The organism is Catellatospora coxensis, from assembly GCF_016862635.1.
Classification (GTDB): domain Bacteria; phylum Actinomycetota; class Actinomycetes; order Mycobacteriales; family Micromonosporaceae; genus Catellatospora; species Catellatospora coxensis.
The window spans coordinates 213,851-228,937 of record NZ_BONI01000001.1 but is presented as its reverse complement, the minus strand read 5'-3'; the positions used below and the strand labels follow the sequence as shown (position 1 = coordinate 228,937).

The 15,087-nt window shown below is 74.3% G+C and carries 10 protein-coding genes; 2 read left to right on the top strand and 8 right to left on the bottom strand.

Translation table 11 applies throughout. The features are described from left to right. Positions 1 to 1,302: a DUF58 domain-containing protein gene (locus Cco03nite_RS01055; protein ID WP_203687969.1), complete on the top strand. Its 1,302-nt coding sequence runs from the start codon at positions 1 to 3 to the stop codon at positions 1,300 to 1,302. Beyond that, positions 1,299 to 3,758 (top strand): transglutaminase TgpA family protein, encoded by a 2,460-nt coding sequence (locus Cco03nite_RS01050; RefSeq protein ID WP_203687968.1) that lies wholly within the window; start codon positions 1,299 to 1,301, stop codon positions 3,756 to 3,758. Before Cco03nite_RS01055 ends, Cco03nite_RS01050 begins: the two co-directional genes overlap by 4 nt. An 87-nt stretch (positions 3,759 to 3,845) precedes the next feature. Here the strand turns inward: Cco03nite_RS01050 and Cco03nite_RS01045 are convergent, their stop codons facing one another. From Cco03nite_RS01045 to Cco03nite_RS01010, 8 genes are all read right to left on the bottom strand, one after another. After that, the gene (locus Cco03nite_RS01045) at positions 3,846 to 4,244 is read right to left on the bottom strand and encodes an SCO2097 family morphological protein (protein WP_203687967.1); all 399 of its coding nucleotides are present in this window, start codon (positions 4,242 to 4,244) and stop codon (positions 3,846 to 3,848) included. Between the two features lie 126 nt (positions 4,245 to 4,370). Then, on the bottom strand, positions 4,371 to 5,678 hold the full coding sequence (locus tag Cco03nite_RS01040) for a DNA polymerase IV (RefSeq protein ID WP_275411989.1): 1,308 nt from the start codon (positions 5,676 to 5,678) through the stop codon (positions 4,371 to 4,373). A 78-nt stretch (positions 5,679 to 5,756) separates the two neighbouring features. After that, positions 5,757 to 6,902 (bottom strand): alkaline phosphatase family protein, encoded by a 1,146-nt coding sequence (locus tag Cco03nite_RS01035; protein ID WP_203687965.1) that lies wholly within the window; start codon positions 6,900 to 6,902, stop codon positions 5,757 to 5,759. Between the two features lie 16 nt (positions 6,903 to 6,918). Further along, entirely contained in the window at positions 6,919 to 7,674 is a 756-nt protein-coding gene (locus tag Cco03nite_RS01030; protein WP_203687964.1) for a methyltransferase, read from the bottom strand. 59 nt (positions 7,675 to 7,733) lie between these two features. Next, positions 7,734 to 8,471 carry a PASTA domain-containing protein gene (locus Cco03nite_RS01025; protein WP_203687963.1) on the bottom strand — a complete coding sequence of 246 codons (738 nt, stop codon included), beginning with the start codon at positions 8,469 to 8,471 and terminating at the stop codon, positions 7,734 to 7,736. A 34-nt stretch (positions 8,472 to 8,505) separates the two neighbouring features. Further along, positions 8,506 to 9,807 (bottom strand): chymotrypsin family serine protease, encoded by a 1,302-nt coding sequence (locus tag Cco03nite_RS01020; protein ID WP_203687962.1) that lies wholly within the window; start codon positions 9,805 to 9,807, stop codon positions 8,506 to 8,508. 111 nt (positions 9,808 to 9,918) lie between these two features. Continuing rightward, on the bottom strand, positions 9,919 to 13,266 hold the full coding sequence (locus Cco03nite_RS01015; protein WP_203687961.1) for an error-prone DNA polymerase: 3,348 nt from the start codon (positions 13,264 to 13,266) through the stop codon (positions 9,919 to 9,921). A 222-nt stretch (positions 13,267 to 13,488) separates the two neighbouring features. Beyond that, on the bottom strand, positions 13,489 to 15,018 hold the full coding sequence (locus tag Cco03nite_RS01010) for a DNA polymerase Y family protein (RefSeq protein ID WP_203687960.1): 1,530 nt from the start codon (positions 15,016 to 15,018) through the stop codon (positions 13,489 to 13,491). Positions 15,019 to 15,087 lie beyond the last annotated feature (69 nt).

Genomic DNA, 15,087 nt, shown 5'->3' with positions numbered 1-15,087 from the left:
ATGCGTGAGGCGCTGCGCGGGCTCACCACCCGCGGACGCTCGTTCCTCGCCGCGGGGGCGGCCGCGCTGCTGTGCGCGCTCGCCCTCGGCGAGAAGGACCTGATGCGGGTGGCGGTGCTGCTCGTGGCGCTGCCGCTGATGGCGGCGATGTACGTCGGCCGGGCGCGCTACAAGCTCGCCTGCACGCGCAGCCTCGACCCGTACCGGGTGCAGGCCGGCGGCAGCGCGCGGGTGCTGCTGCGGCTGCAGAACATGTCCCGGCTGCCCACCGGCACGCTGCTGCTGGAGGACCGGCTGCCGTACGCCCTGGGCAGCCGGCCCCGGCTGGTGCTGGAGCGCCTCGGCGCGCAGCAGGCCAGCTCGGTGGCGTACACGGTGCGCGCCGAGCTGCGCGGCCGCTACGAGGTCGGCCCGCTGACCCTGCGCATGACGGACCCGTTCGGGCTGTGCGAGCTGACCCGCTCGTTCCCCAGCGCCGACAAGCTCACCGTCATCCCGAACGTGTCACCGCTGCAGCTGGTACGCCTGGCCGGGGAGTACTCCGGCACCGGCGACAGCCGGGCCCGCTCGGTCGCGGTGCACGGCGAGGACGACGCCGCGACGCGCGAGTACCGCCGCGGCGACGACCTGCGCCGGGTGCACTGGCGCTCGACGGCCCGGGTCGGCGAGCTGATGGTGCGCCGCGAGGAGCAGCCGTGGGAGAGCCGGGCGACCGTCCTGCTCGACACGCGGCTGGGCGCGCACCGGGGCGAGGGCCCCACGGCCAGCTTCGAGTGGGCGGTGTCGGCCTCGGCCAGCATCGCGGTGCACCTGCGCCAGGCCGGGTACCGGCTGCGCCTGGTCACCGACACCGGCGCCGACATCGACGCCACCGAGGGGGTCGGCGACGGCATGCTGCTCGACCACCTGGCCGAGGTGAAGGCCACGCCGCGCGGCGACGTCACCAGCCTGGTCGAGCACACCCGGCGGCGCGCCGACGGCGGCCTGATCATCGCGGTGCTGGGCCTGCTCAGCGCCGAGGAGGCGCGCCTGCTGTCGGCGCTGCGCAGCAGCGGCACCACCTGCGTGGCGTTCTTCCTGGACGCCAGCACCTGGCTCAACCTGCCCGTCCAGGCCCGCGAGGCCGCCGAGCACGAGCACGCGTCGGCGGCGCTGTCGCTGATGCAGAGCGGCTGGCGGGTCGTCCGGGTCAAGCACGGCGACCAGCTGCCCACGCTGTGGCCGCAGGCCGCCCGGGGCCAGCAGGGCTTCGCGGTGCGCGCGGCGATGGCCGAGACGGTCACCATGGGAGGCGGCCGATGAACTCACGACGTCATCTGGGCATGGTCGCGGGCGGGGCCACGATCCTCGCCTCGGCCCCGATCTCGCAGATCTTCGCGGGCTGGAGCTGGCTGTTCGAGGGCGGGCTCATGGTCGCGATGGTGACCGGGGCCGCGCTGGGCGCGCGCTCGCTGCGCGGGCGGCTCTGGGCCCAGCTGCTGGCCATGCTGGCCGCCCTGCTGATCGGCCTGACCTGGCTGTTCGGCGGGGACACCGCCCTGCTCGGGCTGATCCCGACGCCGGACACGTTCGCGCAGTTCGGCTCGCTGTTCGCGCTGGCCGGCGAGGAGGTCCAGAAGAGCTACGTGCCGGTGCCCGACCTGGAGGGCCTGCTGTTCGTCAGCGCGCTGGGCATGGGCGCGGTGGCGATCATCGTCGACGTGTGCGCGGTGGGCCTGCGCCGCCCGGCGCTGGCCGGCCTGCCGATGCTGGCCGTCTACTCGGTGCCGGTCGCGGTGTACATCGACTCGGTGTCGCCGATCCCGTTCGTCGTCGCCGCGATCGGCTTCCTGTGGCTGCTGGTCAGCGACAACGTCGACCGGGTACGCCGGTTCGGCCGCCGGTTCACCGGCGAGGGCCGCGGCGTCGACGTCTGGGAGCCGTCCCCGCTGGCCTCGGCCGGGCGGCGGCTGGCCGTGGTCGGCGTGCTGGTGGCGGTCGCCCTGCCGCTGGCCGTGCCCGCGATGAGCGCCGGCTTCCTCGGCGAGTTCGGCAGCGGCGACGGCCTCGGCCAGGCCGGCAAGGGCCCGCGCGGCAGCGGCCGGGTGGACCTGTTCGCCGAGCTGAGCGGGCGGCTCAAGCAGGCCGGTGTGCAGGACATGGTCAAGGTCACCACCAACGACCCGGACCCGTTCTACATGCGCTTCGGCGTCGCCGACCAGATCAGCGGCGGCGGTTTCGCCAGCCACCAGCCCGCCGGCCAGCCGGTCAGCGACAACCTGCCCGACCCGGCCGGACTCGACCTCAGCGCGGTGCGCACGCAGGCCGCGACGGCCCGCGTCGAGATCACCGAGAACTTCGCCATGCCGCTGCTGCCGGTCTACTCGGCGCCGACGTCGGTCCGCGGGCTCGACGCCGCGTGGTCGTACGACCCGTCGCTGCAGATCGTCTACTCGCAGCGGTCGAACTCGGCCGAGCTGTCGTACGAGTTCGACTACGTGCGGGCCGAGTTCACGCCCGACCAGCTGCGCACCGCGCCGACGATGGCCGCGTCCGACGCCAACCAGCGCGACTACAGCCGGGTGCCGGAGGTGCCCGAGGTCCGCACCCTGGTGAACAAGCTGGTCGAGGGCAAGACGAACAACTACGACCGGGTCCGGGCGCTCTACGACTACTTCTCCGCCAAGAACGACTTCAAGTACGACGTGGCGGCCCCGGCGGGCACCTCCGGCGCTGCCATCGTCGACTTCCTCAACAACAAGCGCGGCTTCTGCGAGCAGTACGCCGCGGCGCTGGCCTGGATGGTGCGCACCGCGGACATCCCGGCCCGGGTGGCGTTCGGCTTCACGCTGGGCGGCTCGGCCGACAACGGGGTGCGTACGCTCACCAACCGCAACCTGCACGCCTGGACCGAGGTGTACTTCTCCGGCTTCGGCTGGGTGCCGTTCGACGCGACCCCGTCGACGTACGTGGTGGGCTCGGCCCCCACGGCGTGGGCCCCGGACGTGGACGCGCCCGAGGAGGTGCCGGGCGCGCCCCGGCCCTCGCTGAGCCCCGGCGCGACCGACGGCTCGGCGGGCCCGGGTGGGCCGACCCGTGACCCGATCGACCCCGACGGCGGGGTGGCCGGGCCGATCAACATCGAGACCGAGTTGCCCACCTGGGTATGGGTGGCGAGCGCTGGCGTCCTCGTGCTGCTGGTGCTGCTGGTCACCCCGGCGCTGCGGCGGCTGACGCTGCGGCGGCGGCGCAGCGTGCGGGCCGCGGTGGCGTCCGCCGGCGACGGGTTCGCCACGGTCGGCGCCGCCCCGGCGGAGCTGACCATGACCGTGGTCGGGGACACCGACGCGGCCCGGCGGCAGGCGCATGCGGCCTGGGACGAGCTCATCGACACGATGGTCGACCACCGGCTGGTGGTCGACCCGGCGGAGACCCCGCGGGCCACGGTCGAACGGCTGATCAGCACCGCGCTGCCCGCGTCGGCGGCGGTGGAGCAGGCCCGCCTGCTCGGGCTGGCCGAGGAGCGGGCCCGGTACGCCCCGGTGCCGCTGTCGGCCGAGCGCCTGGCCCCGGCCGTCCGCGAGGTGCGCCGGGCCATCGCCGACGAGGCCGACCGTGGTGTGCGCCTGACGGCGCTGCTGATGCCGCCGTCGGTGCTGCTGCGCTGGCGCAACGGGGCGTACGCCGGGCTCACCGCGCTGTCGGCGCGGACGGCCCGGCTGAGCGAGGTCGTGATGCGCGTGCTGCGGCCCCTGCGGCCCCGGCGGCTCCTGCGCTAGCGCGTGCCGAGGTGACGAGCGCCGCCCCCGTCCAGGGGCGGCGCTCGTCGTCGTTTTGGCACCGGCCTGTCCAGGCCGGTGGAGGGGTCAGCGGTCGAAGTCCCCGCGCTCGCGCCAGCGGTTCTCGAGACGGTCGATGATGCCGCCGCGGCCGCCCCGGCCGCCGCCACGGGTGCGGCGGGTCGCGGTGCCCCCGACGGAACGCAGCTCAGCGGTCTGGCTGCGCTTGTGCGCCAGCATCCAGAACGCCGCCGCGCCCAGCATCAGCACGAACCCGACGACGCCCAGCCACAGCTTGGAGCTGTCGGCGACGCCGTAGACCACCAGGCCCAGTCCGGCGAGGATGAGCACGGCGGAGATGATGATCCGCCGGCGGGCGTGGAACTTGGGGTCGCTGTGGCGGACGGCCGAAGCGAACTTCGGGTCTTCGGACAGCGACCGTTCGATCTGCTCGAACAGCCTCTGCTCGTGCTCGGATAGCGGCACGGCTCTCCTCCCCGGTCCGCCAGGTCGGCGTTCCCCTCTCCAGGGTGCGACAGAGCGCCGATTCCCCAGGTGAAGATCGCCAAACCGTGAATACGTGTTGCAGCCGGACGACTGCTACCCGTCAGTCTACGAGGGCGGTGGCGGGTCGGAAAGCGGGACGACCATGCCCGGAGCGGGATTTTGCGGCCGCGAGGCCGTCGCACCCGCAGAACGCCGGGTCGTACCGAGAAGACTGGCCGGACGGACGGCCCCGCGACCGAACCGGGCGATGACGGCATCGCTGGCCACCTCGGCCTCCCGCCAGCCGTCCTCCTCCTCGCCGAGCGCCAGTTGCCGCACCGCCCCCTCGGCCGCCAGCAGCCCTTCCAGCCGCACCCCCACCAGCCGGATGCGCTGCTGGGCCCGCACCGCCTCGAACAGCTCCCACGCGGTGGCGAGGATGTCGTGCGCCACGTCGGTCGGGCCGGGCAGCGTGCGGGACCGGGAGATGGTCCGGAAGTCGGCGAACCGCACCTTGATCGACACGGTGCGCCCGGCCTGCCCGGCGGCACGGGCCCGGCCGGCCACCTTCTGCGCCAGCGCCAGCAGCGCCTTGCGCAGCGCCTCCGGCTCGCCCAGGTCGGTGTCGAAGGTCACCTCGGCGCCGATCGACTTCTCCTGGTGCTCGGTGTTCACCTGGCGCGGGTCCCGGCCCCAGGCCAGCTCGTGCAGGTGCGCCGCCAGCGACTGCCCGACCGCGGCCCGCAGCAGGCTCGGCGTGGCGTCCGCGACATCGGCGACGGTGCGCAGGCCCAGCCGGTGCAGCGCTTCCTCGGTGCGCTCGCCGACGCCCCACAGCACCGACACCGGCAGCGGGCGCAGGAACTTCAGCGTCTTGTCGGCGGGGATCACCAGCATCCCGTCCGGCTTGGCCCGGGTGGAGCCGAGCTTGGCGAGGAACTTGTTCGGGGCGACCCCGATCGAGCAGGTGAGCTGCTGCTCCTCGGCGACCCGGCGGCGGATCAGCCGGGCGATCTCGGCGGGCGGGCCGAACAGGCGGCGGCTGCCGGACACGTCGAGGAACGCCTCGTCCACCGACAGCTGCTCGACCAGCGGCGTGATGTCGCGGAACAGCGCCATCACCGCCCGCGAGGCCTCGGCGTAGGCGGTCATGTCGGGCGGGAGGAAGATCGCCTGCGGGCAGCGGCTGCGGGCCATCGCGGTGGGCATCGCGCTGCGTACGCCATAGGCCCGTGCCTCGTAGCTGGCCGAGGAGACCACCCCGCGCCCGCCGGTGCCGCCGACCACCACCGGCAGCCCGCGCAGCTCGGGACGGCGGCGCACCTCCACGGCCGCGAAGAACGCGTCCATGTCTATATGCAGGAACGGGCAGCCCGAATCATCACCGTCGGGCCCGAACCCCTTCGGCGCCCCTCCCCCGGAAGCACGTCCCACAACCCATCACGCTACCGCCCGGGTAAGACACCACCCCGCCTCCCGCCCCGCGTGGGCCGCGGGCGAGGCGGGGGTGGGTCAGGGGCGGTAGGTGAAGAGAGGGATGCGCATTTCGGGTTCGGTGAGGGAGCCGTGCATGGCGACCAGGCGGGCGACCGAGGGCGGGTCGGTGGCGGTGGCCAGGATCGCCCAGTCGTCGCGGCAGACCGCGACCACGTCGCCCAGCCGGGCCGCGTGGCGCTCGCCCATCGGGCCGTACCAGCCGGTGGCGATCGCCTCGTCGCGGGTGCCGAGCCAGGCGACGTGCCCGGCCCGCTCCCGCCAGGCGGCGAGCACGTCCGCGGTCGCGCCGGGCGCGGTGTGCAGGTAGCGCACGCGCGGCTCGCCGGTCACCACCCGCACCCCGGCCGACAGCGCCGGATCGGCGTGCACGTCGACGCGGCGGTCCGCGGGCACGTCGAGCTGGCCGTGGTCGGCGGTGACCAGCAGCGCGGCGTCTTCGGGCAGTCCGGCGACGAGCCGGGCCAGCAGGGCGTCCACCTCGGCGGCGGCCGCGGCCCACTCGGCCGAGGTGAGTCCGTGCTGGTGGCCCGCCTTGTCCAGGCGGGGGTGGTACCCGTACACCAGGGCGCGCGCCGGGGCCTCCTTGAGCGCCGTGAGCATGCCGGTGGCGAGTTCGTCGGTGTCGACCGCGGGCAGGTAGCGCGCGCCGGCGCTGGTGGCCGTGGTCAGGCCGCTGCCGGCGTACTCCGGGCGGTTGACCACCGTGGTGCTGATCCCGGCGGCGGCCGCGGCCGCGTACAGCGGCGGGACGGGGACCCACTGCCGCGGCGGCGGATCGTCGGCCCAGACGGTGTGGTTGAGCACCCGGTCGGTGCCCGGCACGATGGTGTTGAACGCCAGCACGCCGTGCGTGCCGGGCAGCGCCCCGGTGGCGAGGCCGACCAGGCTGGTCGGGGTCGTCGACGGGAAGCCGCAGGTGGTCGACAGCGCCGAGCCGAGCTCGCCGCGCAGGGTCGCCGCGACGACCGGGGCGACGGGGGCCATCGCGGGCAGCTGGTGCCAGCCCATGCCGTCGACGAGCAGCACCGCGACGCGGCGTACGCCGTCGAGCCGGGCGGCCAGGCCCAGCCGGTCGGCGATGCCGGGCACGCCCAGCGCGGCCAGCGCACCGGGCAGCACGTCGGCGAGCGTGCCCTCGTCGTATCTCGGCGCGACGAACACGAGTCCTCCCGGCGGGTCAGTCGTCGGACGAGCCGCGGCGGCGGGCCAGCAGGTGCAGCTGGGTGGCCACGTCCCGGTACGGCGGCACGGCGGACGCGGCCAGCTCGAAGGCCAGCAGCGACTCCGGGTCGGCGTCGGCGACGACGCCGGGCACCAGGTCGGCGACCACGCGTACCCCGTGCGCCTGCTCGACGTGCAGCCCCGCCTCGGCCAGCAGCGCCTCCGCGCCGAGCAGGTCGAAGCGCCGCCGCACCGTGTCCCGCGCGGCGGCCCGCGCCTGCGTGTCCGCGAGTAGCGCGGTCGCGGCCTGCCACTGCCCGGCGATCGCCCGGGACAGCACGGCGGCGGCCCGGTTGGCGACCAGTACGCTGGCCGCGCCGCCCGGCCGCAGCGCGTCGTGCAGCGCCCGCGCGACCGCGTCCGGGTCGTCGACGTACTCGAACACGGCGTGGCACAGCACCAGGTCGGCGCCGGCGGGCGGGACGAGGTCCCCGAGCGAGTCGGCGTCGCCCTGCAGCGCGCGCACCCGGTCGGCGACGCCCGCGTCGGTGGCCCGGCGCAGCAGCGAGGCCAGCGCGTCGGGGCTGGGGTCGACGACGGTCACGGTGTGCCCGGCCTCGGCCAGCGGCACGGCGAACCCGCCCGTGCCGCCGCCGACGTCGACGACGCTGAGCGGGCGGCCGTCGTGTCCGGCCAGCTCACCGCGCAGCACCGACCAGATCACGGCGGTACGGGGTCCGGCAATGCGGGCTGTCGCCACAGTTCGCTCCACGTCGCCGAGCCTAGCGGCCGCCGGTGGGCGGTCGTCGGGGCACGCCGTCCGGGCGGGCGTCAGGTGTCGCCCCGCAGCCTGCCCCCGACCGGGCCGCGTTCGATCACGAGTTTCGCGCCGAAGTGCTCCATGAGCTGGGCCGTCTCCTCGTCGGTGAGGTCGGCGCGCAGCTGCACCGCGCACGCTCCCCCGTCGATGCTCAGCGAGAACTTCAGCGAGGCGGCGGTGGGCAGGAACCTGCGCTCGCCCAGCTCGACGATCACCTGCTCCAGCTCGACCCGCGAGTGCGGGCAGGTCACCAGCCGGTAGGGCTTGCCCTTGAGGTACTTCTCCACGCCTTCGACGACCTCGGGCAGCTTGTTGCCCTCGTGCACGCCGAGCACGACGGTGCCCTTCGGGTCGGCCCCGGTGCCGACGAACGTCTCCCAGTGCCCGCGGATGTACTCGTCGAGGGTCGCCGGGGCGCCGGCCACCACGATCCGGACCACGCTGCCCCGGGGCACCGTGGTGCCGCCGGGCGGATCGGTCACCGCGACGACGCCCCGCTCCAGCAGCAGCCCGGGCTCGTACGTGACCAGCGGCACGAGCCCCGCCTTGCCGAACTCCTTGTCGAGCCGCCCGACGGTGCTGTCCACGACCTGCGGCACCCGGGTCGTGACGACGATCGCGTCGGCCGAGGGCTCCGGCACGTCGGCGGGCGGCAGGTTGCGCGCGGCACACCCGGTGCTCGCGCCGGCGGCCGCGCCGGCGAGCAGGAGCGCGGCGATCCGCGCCGGCAGGCTCCGCTGTCCGCTCATGTTGAGCCTTTCATCGGTGGCAGGTGGCCCGGCCTCAGGACGTGAGGATGGTGGCGTTGAGGTGGGACTCGATGTTGGTGAGCTGCTCCGCGACGACGCCCCGGCACTCGCTGGTGCAACCGATGATCATCCCGAGCGCGATGGCGTTGCTGGTGCCGGACCTGATGTAGACGGGGCCGCCGGAGTCGCCGGTGCGCACGATGACGTCGCCGCCGCGGCCGCCCTCCATGAGGCCGTAGGTGCAGCCCGCGTCGTCGCAGATGGAGGTGGTCAGGCTGAACACGGTGACGCCGCAGGTGGCCTTGGTGACCATGCCGCTGAGGCAGACCACGTCGCCGACCAGCGGGTTGCGCTTGGCGGTGATGTTGCGCTGGGTCGGGCAGCACGGGTCGGTGTGGATGACGTTGTCGTAGGTCTCGGCGGAGGAGCCCACGAAGATCATGTCGTACGCCGGGTAGTCGCTCTCCCGCGAGGCGGTGCCCCAGTACTGCGTCGACGAGTAGATCTTGTTGCCGTTGGCGAAGCAGTGCCCGGCGCTGATGCCGCCGGAGTACACCGCGGTGTCGCCGGTGACCGACCGGCGCCTGGCGACGAACGCGGTGGTGCAGGTGTTCGTCGCGCCGGAGTTGACCCGCACGCCCGCCCCGCCGAAGTGCGCCTCGCCGTCGTTGAGCCGGCCGGTGCGGACGGCGCTGTCGAGGGTGACCTCGGCGACCTCGCCCAGCGCGTCCCGCAGCGCCTGGGCGGCGGCGGGGAACCGCGGGTCGAAGCTGACCAGGTAGCGGGAGTCCTCGGCGCGCAGCCGGTAGCTGAACGTCGCGCGGGCCGCGTCGGGGTGCCAGGCGCGGCCGGCGAGCAGCTCGTCGGCGGCGGCCAGGCGCTCGGCCGGGAAGCAGCCGACCTGGACGGCCGACTTCACCTCGGGCGCGCCGTCGGCGGCCGCCCTGGCCGCGGCGAGGCCGCTGCCGAGCGAGGCCGCGCGGGTGCGCTGCTCCGGGGTCACCACGATGGTCACCGTCTGCGTGTTGTGGTCGATCGCGGTGCCGATGTAGCCGCGGCGCACCTGGTCGGCGATGCGTTCCTTGCCGTCGCCGAGGCCGAGGCTCTGCCGGGCGGCCTGCTGGACGGCCTGGTTGGCCCGGCGGCCCGATTCGCTGTCGAGCCATTGCCCGTAGGCGGGCGCCCGGTCCGGGGTCAGCCCCGCGCCGAGCCCGGCGGCCGGGGTCGCCACCTGGCAGTCCAGGGTGAGCACCGGAGCCGCTTGCGCGGGCAGGGAGGCGGCCAGCGAGGCCAGCAAAAGGCCGCAACTCGCCACGATCGACGACGATTTCCGCATCTGCTGTCCGTTCGTCCCAGGGGTGATGGGTCGTGCGAACGGTATCGGCAGATTCCTGTCCACACAAGACGTACGGTCGTCCTTTATGGACCCGTAGTAATCAGCACACTACTAACGGAAGTCCCGAGAGGCGACCGGGGTCGCGACGGTCAGCTCCGCGAGCTGATCGGCGACCAGGTTGCGCACCCCGGACGCCGCCTCCAGCCGGCCCCGCACCAGCAGCGCGGTGCTGCCCCGGGCCACCTTGCGGTAACGCAGCCACAGGCCCGGCGAGCAGACCACGTTGAGCATCCCGGTCTCGTCCTCCAGGTTGAGGAAGGTCACCCCGCCCGCGGTCGCCGGCCGCTGCCGGTGCGTGACCAGGCCGCCGACCAGCACCCGGGACCCGTGCTCGACCCCGGTGAGCCGGGCGATCGGCAGCGCCCCCTGCGCGGCCAGCCGCTCGCGCACCAGCCGGATCGGGTGGTCGTCCGGGGACAGCCCGGTCGCCCACACGTCCGCGACCAGCTTGTCCACCGCGTCCATGCCGGGCAGGGTCGGCGCGTGCACGCCGACGACCGTGCCCGGCAGCCGGTCCGGGGTGTCGGTGGCCGCCGCGCCGGCCGCCCACAGCGCCGCCCGCCGGTCCAGGCCGAAGCAGGCGAAGGCGTCCGCGGTGGCCAGCGCCTCCAGCTGGGCCGCGGGCAGGCCGGCCCGCCGGGCCAGATCGGTCATGTCGGCGTACGGGCCCCGCTCGCGCTCCTCGACGATCCGTTGCGCCACGTCCTCCCCGAGCGTGCGCACGCTGTCCAGGCCCAGCCGCACCGCCGGGCCGCCCAGCCCCCACTGCGACGGCTGCTCCCCCGGCAGGCTGCCCGACCGGTCCCCCGGCGCCCACTCCAGGCTCGCCTTGACCAGGCTCGCGTTGACGTCCGGGCGGCGCACCTGCACGCCGTGCCGCCGGGCGTCGTCGACCAGCGACTGCGGCGAGTAGAAGCCCATCGGCTGCGCCCCGAGCAGCGCCGCGCAGAACGCCGCCGGGTGGTATCGCTTCAGCCAGGCGCTGGCATACACCAGGTAGGCGAAGCTGATCGCGTGGCTCTCCGGGAAGCCGTAGTTGGCGAACGCGGCGAGCTTGGCGAAGATGTCGTCGGCCAGCGCCGGGCCGATCCCGTTGCGGGCCATGCCCTCGTACAGGCGCTCGCGCAGCCGCTCCATCCTGTCCATGGACCGCTTGGAGCCCATCGCCCGGCGCAGCTGGTCGGCCTCCACCGGGGTGAAGTCGGCGACGTCGATGGCCAGCTGCATCATCTGCTCCTGGAACAGCGGCACGCCCAGGGTCCGGGCCAGCGAGTTGTGCATGCGCGGGTGCGGGATGTCCACCGGCTCCAGCCCGTTCTTGCGCCGGATGAACGGGTGCACCGAGCCGCCCTGGATCGGGCCGGGCCGGATCAGCGCCACCTCCACCACCAGGTCGTAGAAGCGCTCCGGGCGCAGCCGGGGCAGCGTCGACATCTGCGCCCGGCTCTCCACCTGGAACACCCCGACGGTGTCGGCGCGGCACAGCATCTCGTACACCTCGGGGTCGTCCGGTTTCAGGTCGCCGAGGTCCAGCTCCTGGCCGAGGAAGTCGAACGCGTAGTGCAGCGCCGACAGCATGCCCAGCCCCAGCAGGTCGAACTTGACCAGGTCGACGGCCGCACAGTCGTCCTTGTCCCACTGCAGCACGGTGCGGCCAGGCATACGCGCCCACTCGACCGGGCACACCTCGATCACCGGGCGGTCGCAGATGACCATGCCGCCGGAGTGGATGCCCAGGTGGCGCGGGGCGTGCAGCAGCTCGTTGGCGTACTCCATGACGTGCTCCGGGATGCCGTCGACGTCCTTGGCCGACACCCCGTGCCAGCGGTCGATCTGCTTGCTCCAGGCGTCCTGCTGCCCCGCCGAGAAGCCGAACGCGCGGGCCACGTCCCGCACCGCCGAGCGCGGCCGGTACGAGATCACGTTGGCCACCTGCGCGGTGTGCTGCCGGTCGTAGCGCCGGTAGACGTACTGGATGACCTCCTCGCGCCGGTCGGACTCGATGTCGACGTCGATGTCGGGCGGGCCGTCGCGCTCCGGGGCCAGGAACCGCTCGAACAGCAGCCCGCCCTCGCCGCCGACCGGGTCCACGTTGGTGATCCGCAGCGCGTAGCAGACCGCCGAGTTCGCCGCCGACCCCCGCCCCTGGCAGTAGATCTTGTTTTTGCGGCAGAACTCCACGATGTCCCACACCACCAGGAAGTAGCCCGGGAACTCCAGTTGCTCGATCATCTTCAGCTCGTGCTCGATGCGCTCGTACGCCTCCGGGTACGCCTGCCGCGGCCCGTACCTCTGCGCCGCCCCCTCGTAGGTCCGTTCGCGCAGGTAGGCCACCTCGTCGACCCGGTTGCCGTGCTCGTCGGTGAACGGCGGCAGCTTCGGCGCGACCAGCCGCAGGTCGAAGGCCAGCTCCCGGCCCAGCTCCGCGGCGTACGCCACCGCGCGGTCCGCGCCCGGGTACGGCATCGCCGCGAACCGGGCCGCCATCTCCGCGCCCGAGCGCAGGTGCGCGGTCGCCGCCGCGGGCAGGTAGCCGTCGAGGGAGTCCAGGCTGGTGCGGGCGCGCACCGCCGCGGTCACCGTGGCCAGCCGCCGCCGCGCCGGGGCGTGGTAGTGCACGTTGTTCGTGGCGAGCACGGGCAGCCCGGCCCGCTGCGCGAGGTACGCCAGCACCTCGTTGCGGTCGCCGTCCGACGGGTCGGCGTGGTCGGTCAGCTCCACCACCACGTTCTCCGCCCCGAACAGGTCCGCCAGCCGGTCCAGCTGCCGCGCGGCCGCGTCGACCCCCTCGGTGAGCAGCGCGTGCGGCACCGCGCCCTTGCGGCACCCGGTCAGGATCACCGCCTGCCCGTTCAAGGTCTCGGCGATCTTGTCCAGGTCGTACTTCGGCCGCCCCTTCTCGCCGCCCGCAAGGTGCGCCTCGGACAGGGTGCGGGCCAGGTTCGCGTACCCCTGCGGCCCCCGAGCCAGCGCCAGCAGGTGCGTGCCCGCCGGGTCGGGCGCTCCCCCGCCGCGCGGCAGCCCGGCCAGGTTCAGCTCCGCCCCGAACACGGTCGGCAGCCCGTGCTCCCGCGCCGCCTCCGCGAACCGCACCACCCCGTAGAACCCGTCGTGATCGGTGATCGCCAGGGCCTCCAGCCCCAGCCGCACCGCCTCGGCGACCAGCTCCTCCGGATCACTGGCCCCGTCCAGAAAGCTGAAGTTGGTATGACAGTGCAGCTCCGCGTACGGCACCGCCGCCTTCGGCCGCTCGACCGGCCCGGCCCGATACGGCTCCCGCTTCCGCGAGAACCCCGGCCCGTCACCCCCGTCGGCGACCAGCGGATCGACCACCCGGCCGCCCCGCATCCGCCGCTCCAGCTCCCCCCAGGGCAGCTGATCCTGACTATCGAACCCCACTCGAACAACTGTACTAACCCCCAGCCCACCCCCACCGCCGCCCCACTCGTTGATCATGAACTTATGGCACGGCTCGACGGCGTGTCGCGGCCACAAGTTCATGATCACCCTCGGGTGACGGGCGCTCGTCCCGATCGATCATGAGGTTGTGTCAACGACACACCGGCCAACCTGCCCATAAGTTCATGATCAACCCGGGAGGGGGTGGGTGGGGTGGGTGGGTCAGTCGAAGTGGAGGGTTATGGACCATTGGCCGGCGTTGAGGGTGAGCAGGAGGGCTCGGCCGGTGGCGAGGAGGATCTGGAGGCGGGCGGAGCGGTGGGTACGGCGGCCGTCCCACCACTGCTCCTCGACCGGCCACGGGCCCGCCCAGCCGGTGACCTCGATCTTTCGGCCGTCCCAGACCAGGCGGGCGGGCGGGGCGCTGAGTTCGAGCCGGGCGCTGACCCGCAGCACCTCGCCGGAGTCGTCGAGCAGCTGCACCGGCAGCGGTTCGGGCAGCACCACGGCCGGTGACGGCGGGGGCAGGCGGCCGGGCCAGGGGCCCGCCGGGCGCCGGGGCGACCGCTCGTCGCCCCAGGGCACCAGGGTCGCCTGCCCGCCGGGGTCGCGCCCGCCGCCGAGCACCGCGGTCACCACCGCTTCCGGGCCGAGGATGCCCTGCACGCGGTGCAACGCGCGGTGCGCCCGGTCGCGTTCCTGCCCGACGTCGCCCCACAGTCCGGCCTGCAGCCCGGCCTGCTGGACGAGGCCGTCGGGGATGAGCCGCAGCGCGATGATCCCGGCGGTCATCCGGCGCTGGGTGATCCACCCCTCCAGCTGCCAGCGGGTGCGGTCGGCGATGGCCTGCGCGGTGAGCACGCCGTCGTGCCGCCATACCCGGTGCAGTTCGCGGCCGTCGGCGGTGACGGCGCTGATGGCCAGCCGGGTGGCGGCCATGCCGTATCCGGCGAGCCGCTCGTGCAGCTGCTCGGCCAGCGCCCGCGCGGCGAACGCGGCGCTGTCGACGCGGTCCACCGGTTCGTCGTAGCGCTCCTCGACCTCCAGCTCGGGCGGGGCCTGGCGGACCGCGAGCGGCCGGTCGTCGCGGCCCGCGGCCAGGCGCTGCGCGAATGCGGCGTCGAGCCCGAAGCGGGCCAGCACGTCGCTGGGCGGGAGGTCGGCGAACGCGCCGAGGGTGTGCACGCCGAGCCGCCGCAGCAGGCTGGTCAGCGCGGGCCGGTCCAGGGTGGTGACCGGCATCGCGGCCAGGAAGGCGGCGGTCTGCCCGGGGTCGATGATCCGCCCGGCCCGGGCGGCCAGCAGCGCGGCGAACGTGCCGTCGGCGACGCCGATCTGGGCCTCCACCCCGCACTGCTGGGCGACCTGTTCGACGATGCGCTCGGCGGCGGCCTCCTCGCCGCCGAAGTAGCGGGCCGGGCCGCGGGCCGCGAACGCGCACACACCCGACCGCAGCACCGCCACCGAGGCGGCGATCTCCTCGACGGCGGCGACCACGGGTTCGAAGGCCCGTACGTCGCGGACCGGGTCGTAGTCGACCGTGATCACCTGCGGGCACCTGCTCTGCGCCTCACGTTTGCGCAGCCCGCGGCGCACCCCTTCGGCGCGGGCGGCGGCCGAGGAGGCGACGACGCGGTTGGCGTGCAGCACCGCGACCGGCTTGTGCGCGGGCACCCCGTCGAGCAGGTCGGCGGCGATGACCGGCCAGTCCGGACACCAGACGAGCATGGTGCGCTGGGCGGCGTCGCCCATCAGCGCACCGCCCGCGGCCGCGCCCGGCCGCCGCCTACCGGGTACGGCATCGCCTCACCCGCGGCGCCG

What these genes read in the sequence shown, in the direction of transcription:
- Cco03nite_RS01055 (WP_203687969.1), top strand. Translation starts at nt 1, where the DNA reads ATGCGTGAGGCGCTGCGCGGGCTCACCACCCGCGGACGCTCGTTCCTC.
- Cco03nite_RS01020 (WP_203687962.1), bottom strand. Translation starts at nt 9,807, where the DNA reads ATGCGGAAATCGTCGTCGATCGTGGCGAGTTGCGGCCTTTTGCTGGCC.
- Cco03nite_RS01025 (WP_203687963.1), bottom strand. Translation starts at nt 8,471, where the DNA reads ATGAGCGGACAGCGGAGCCTGCCGGCGCGGATCGCCGCGCTCCTGCTC.
- Cco03nite_RS01010 (WP_203687960.1), bottom strand. Translation starts at nt 15,018, where the DNA reads ATGGGCGACGCCGCCCAGCGCACCATGCTCGTCTGGTGTCCGGACTGG.
- Cco03nite_RS01050 (WP_203687968.1), top strand. Translation starts at nt 1,299, where the DNA reads ATGAACTCACGACGTCATCTGGGCATGGTCGCGGGCGGGGCCACGATC.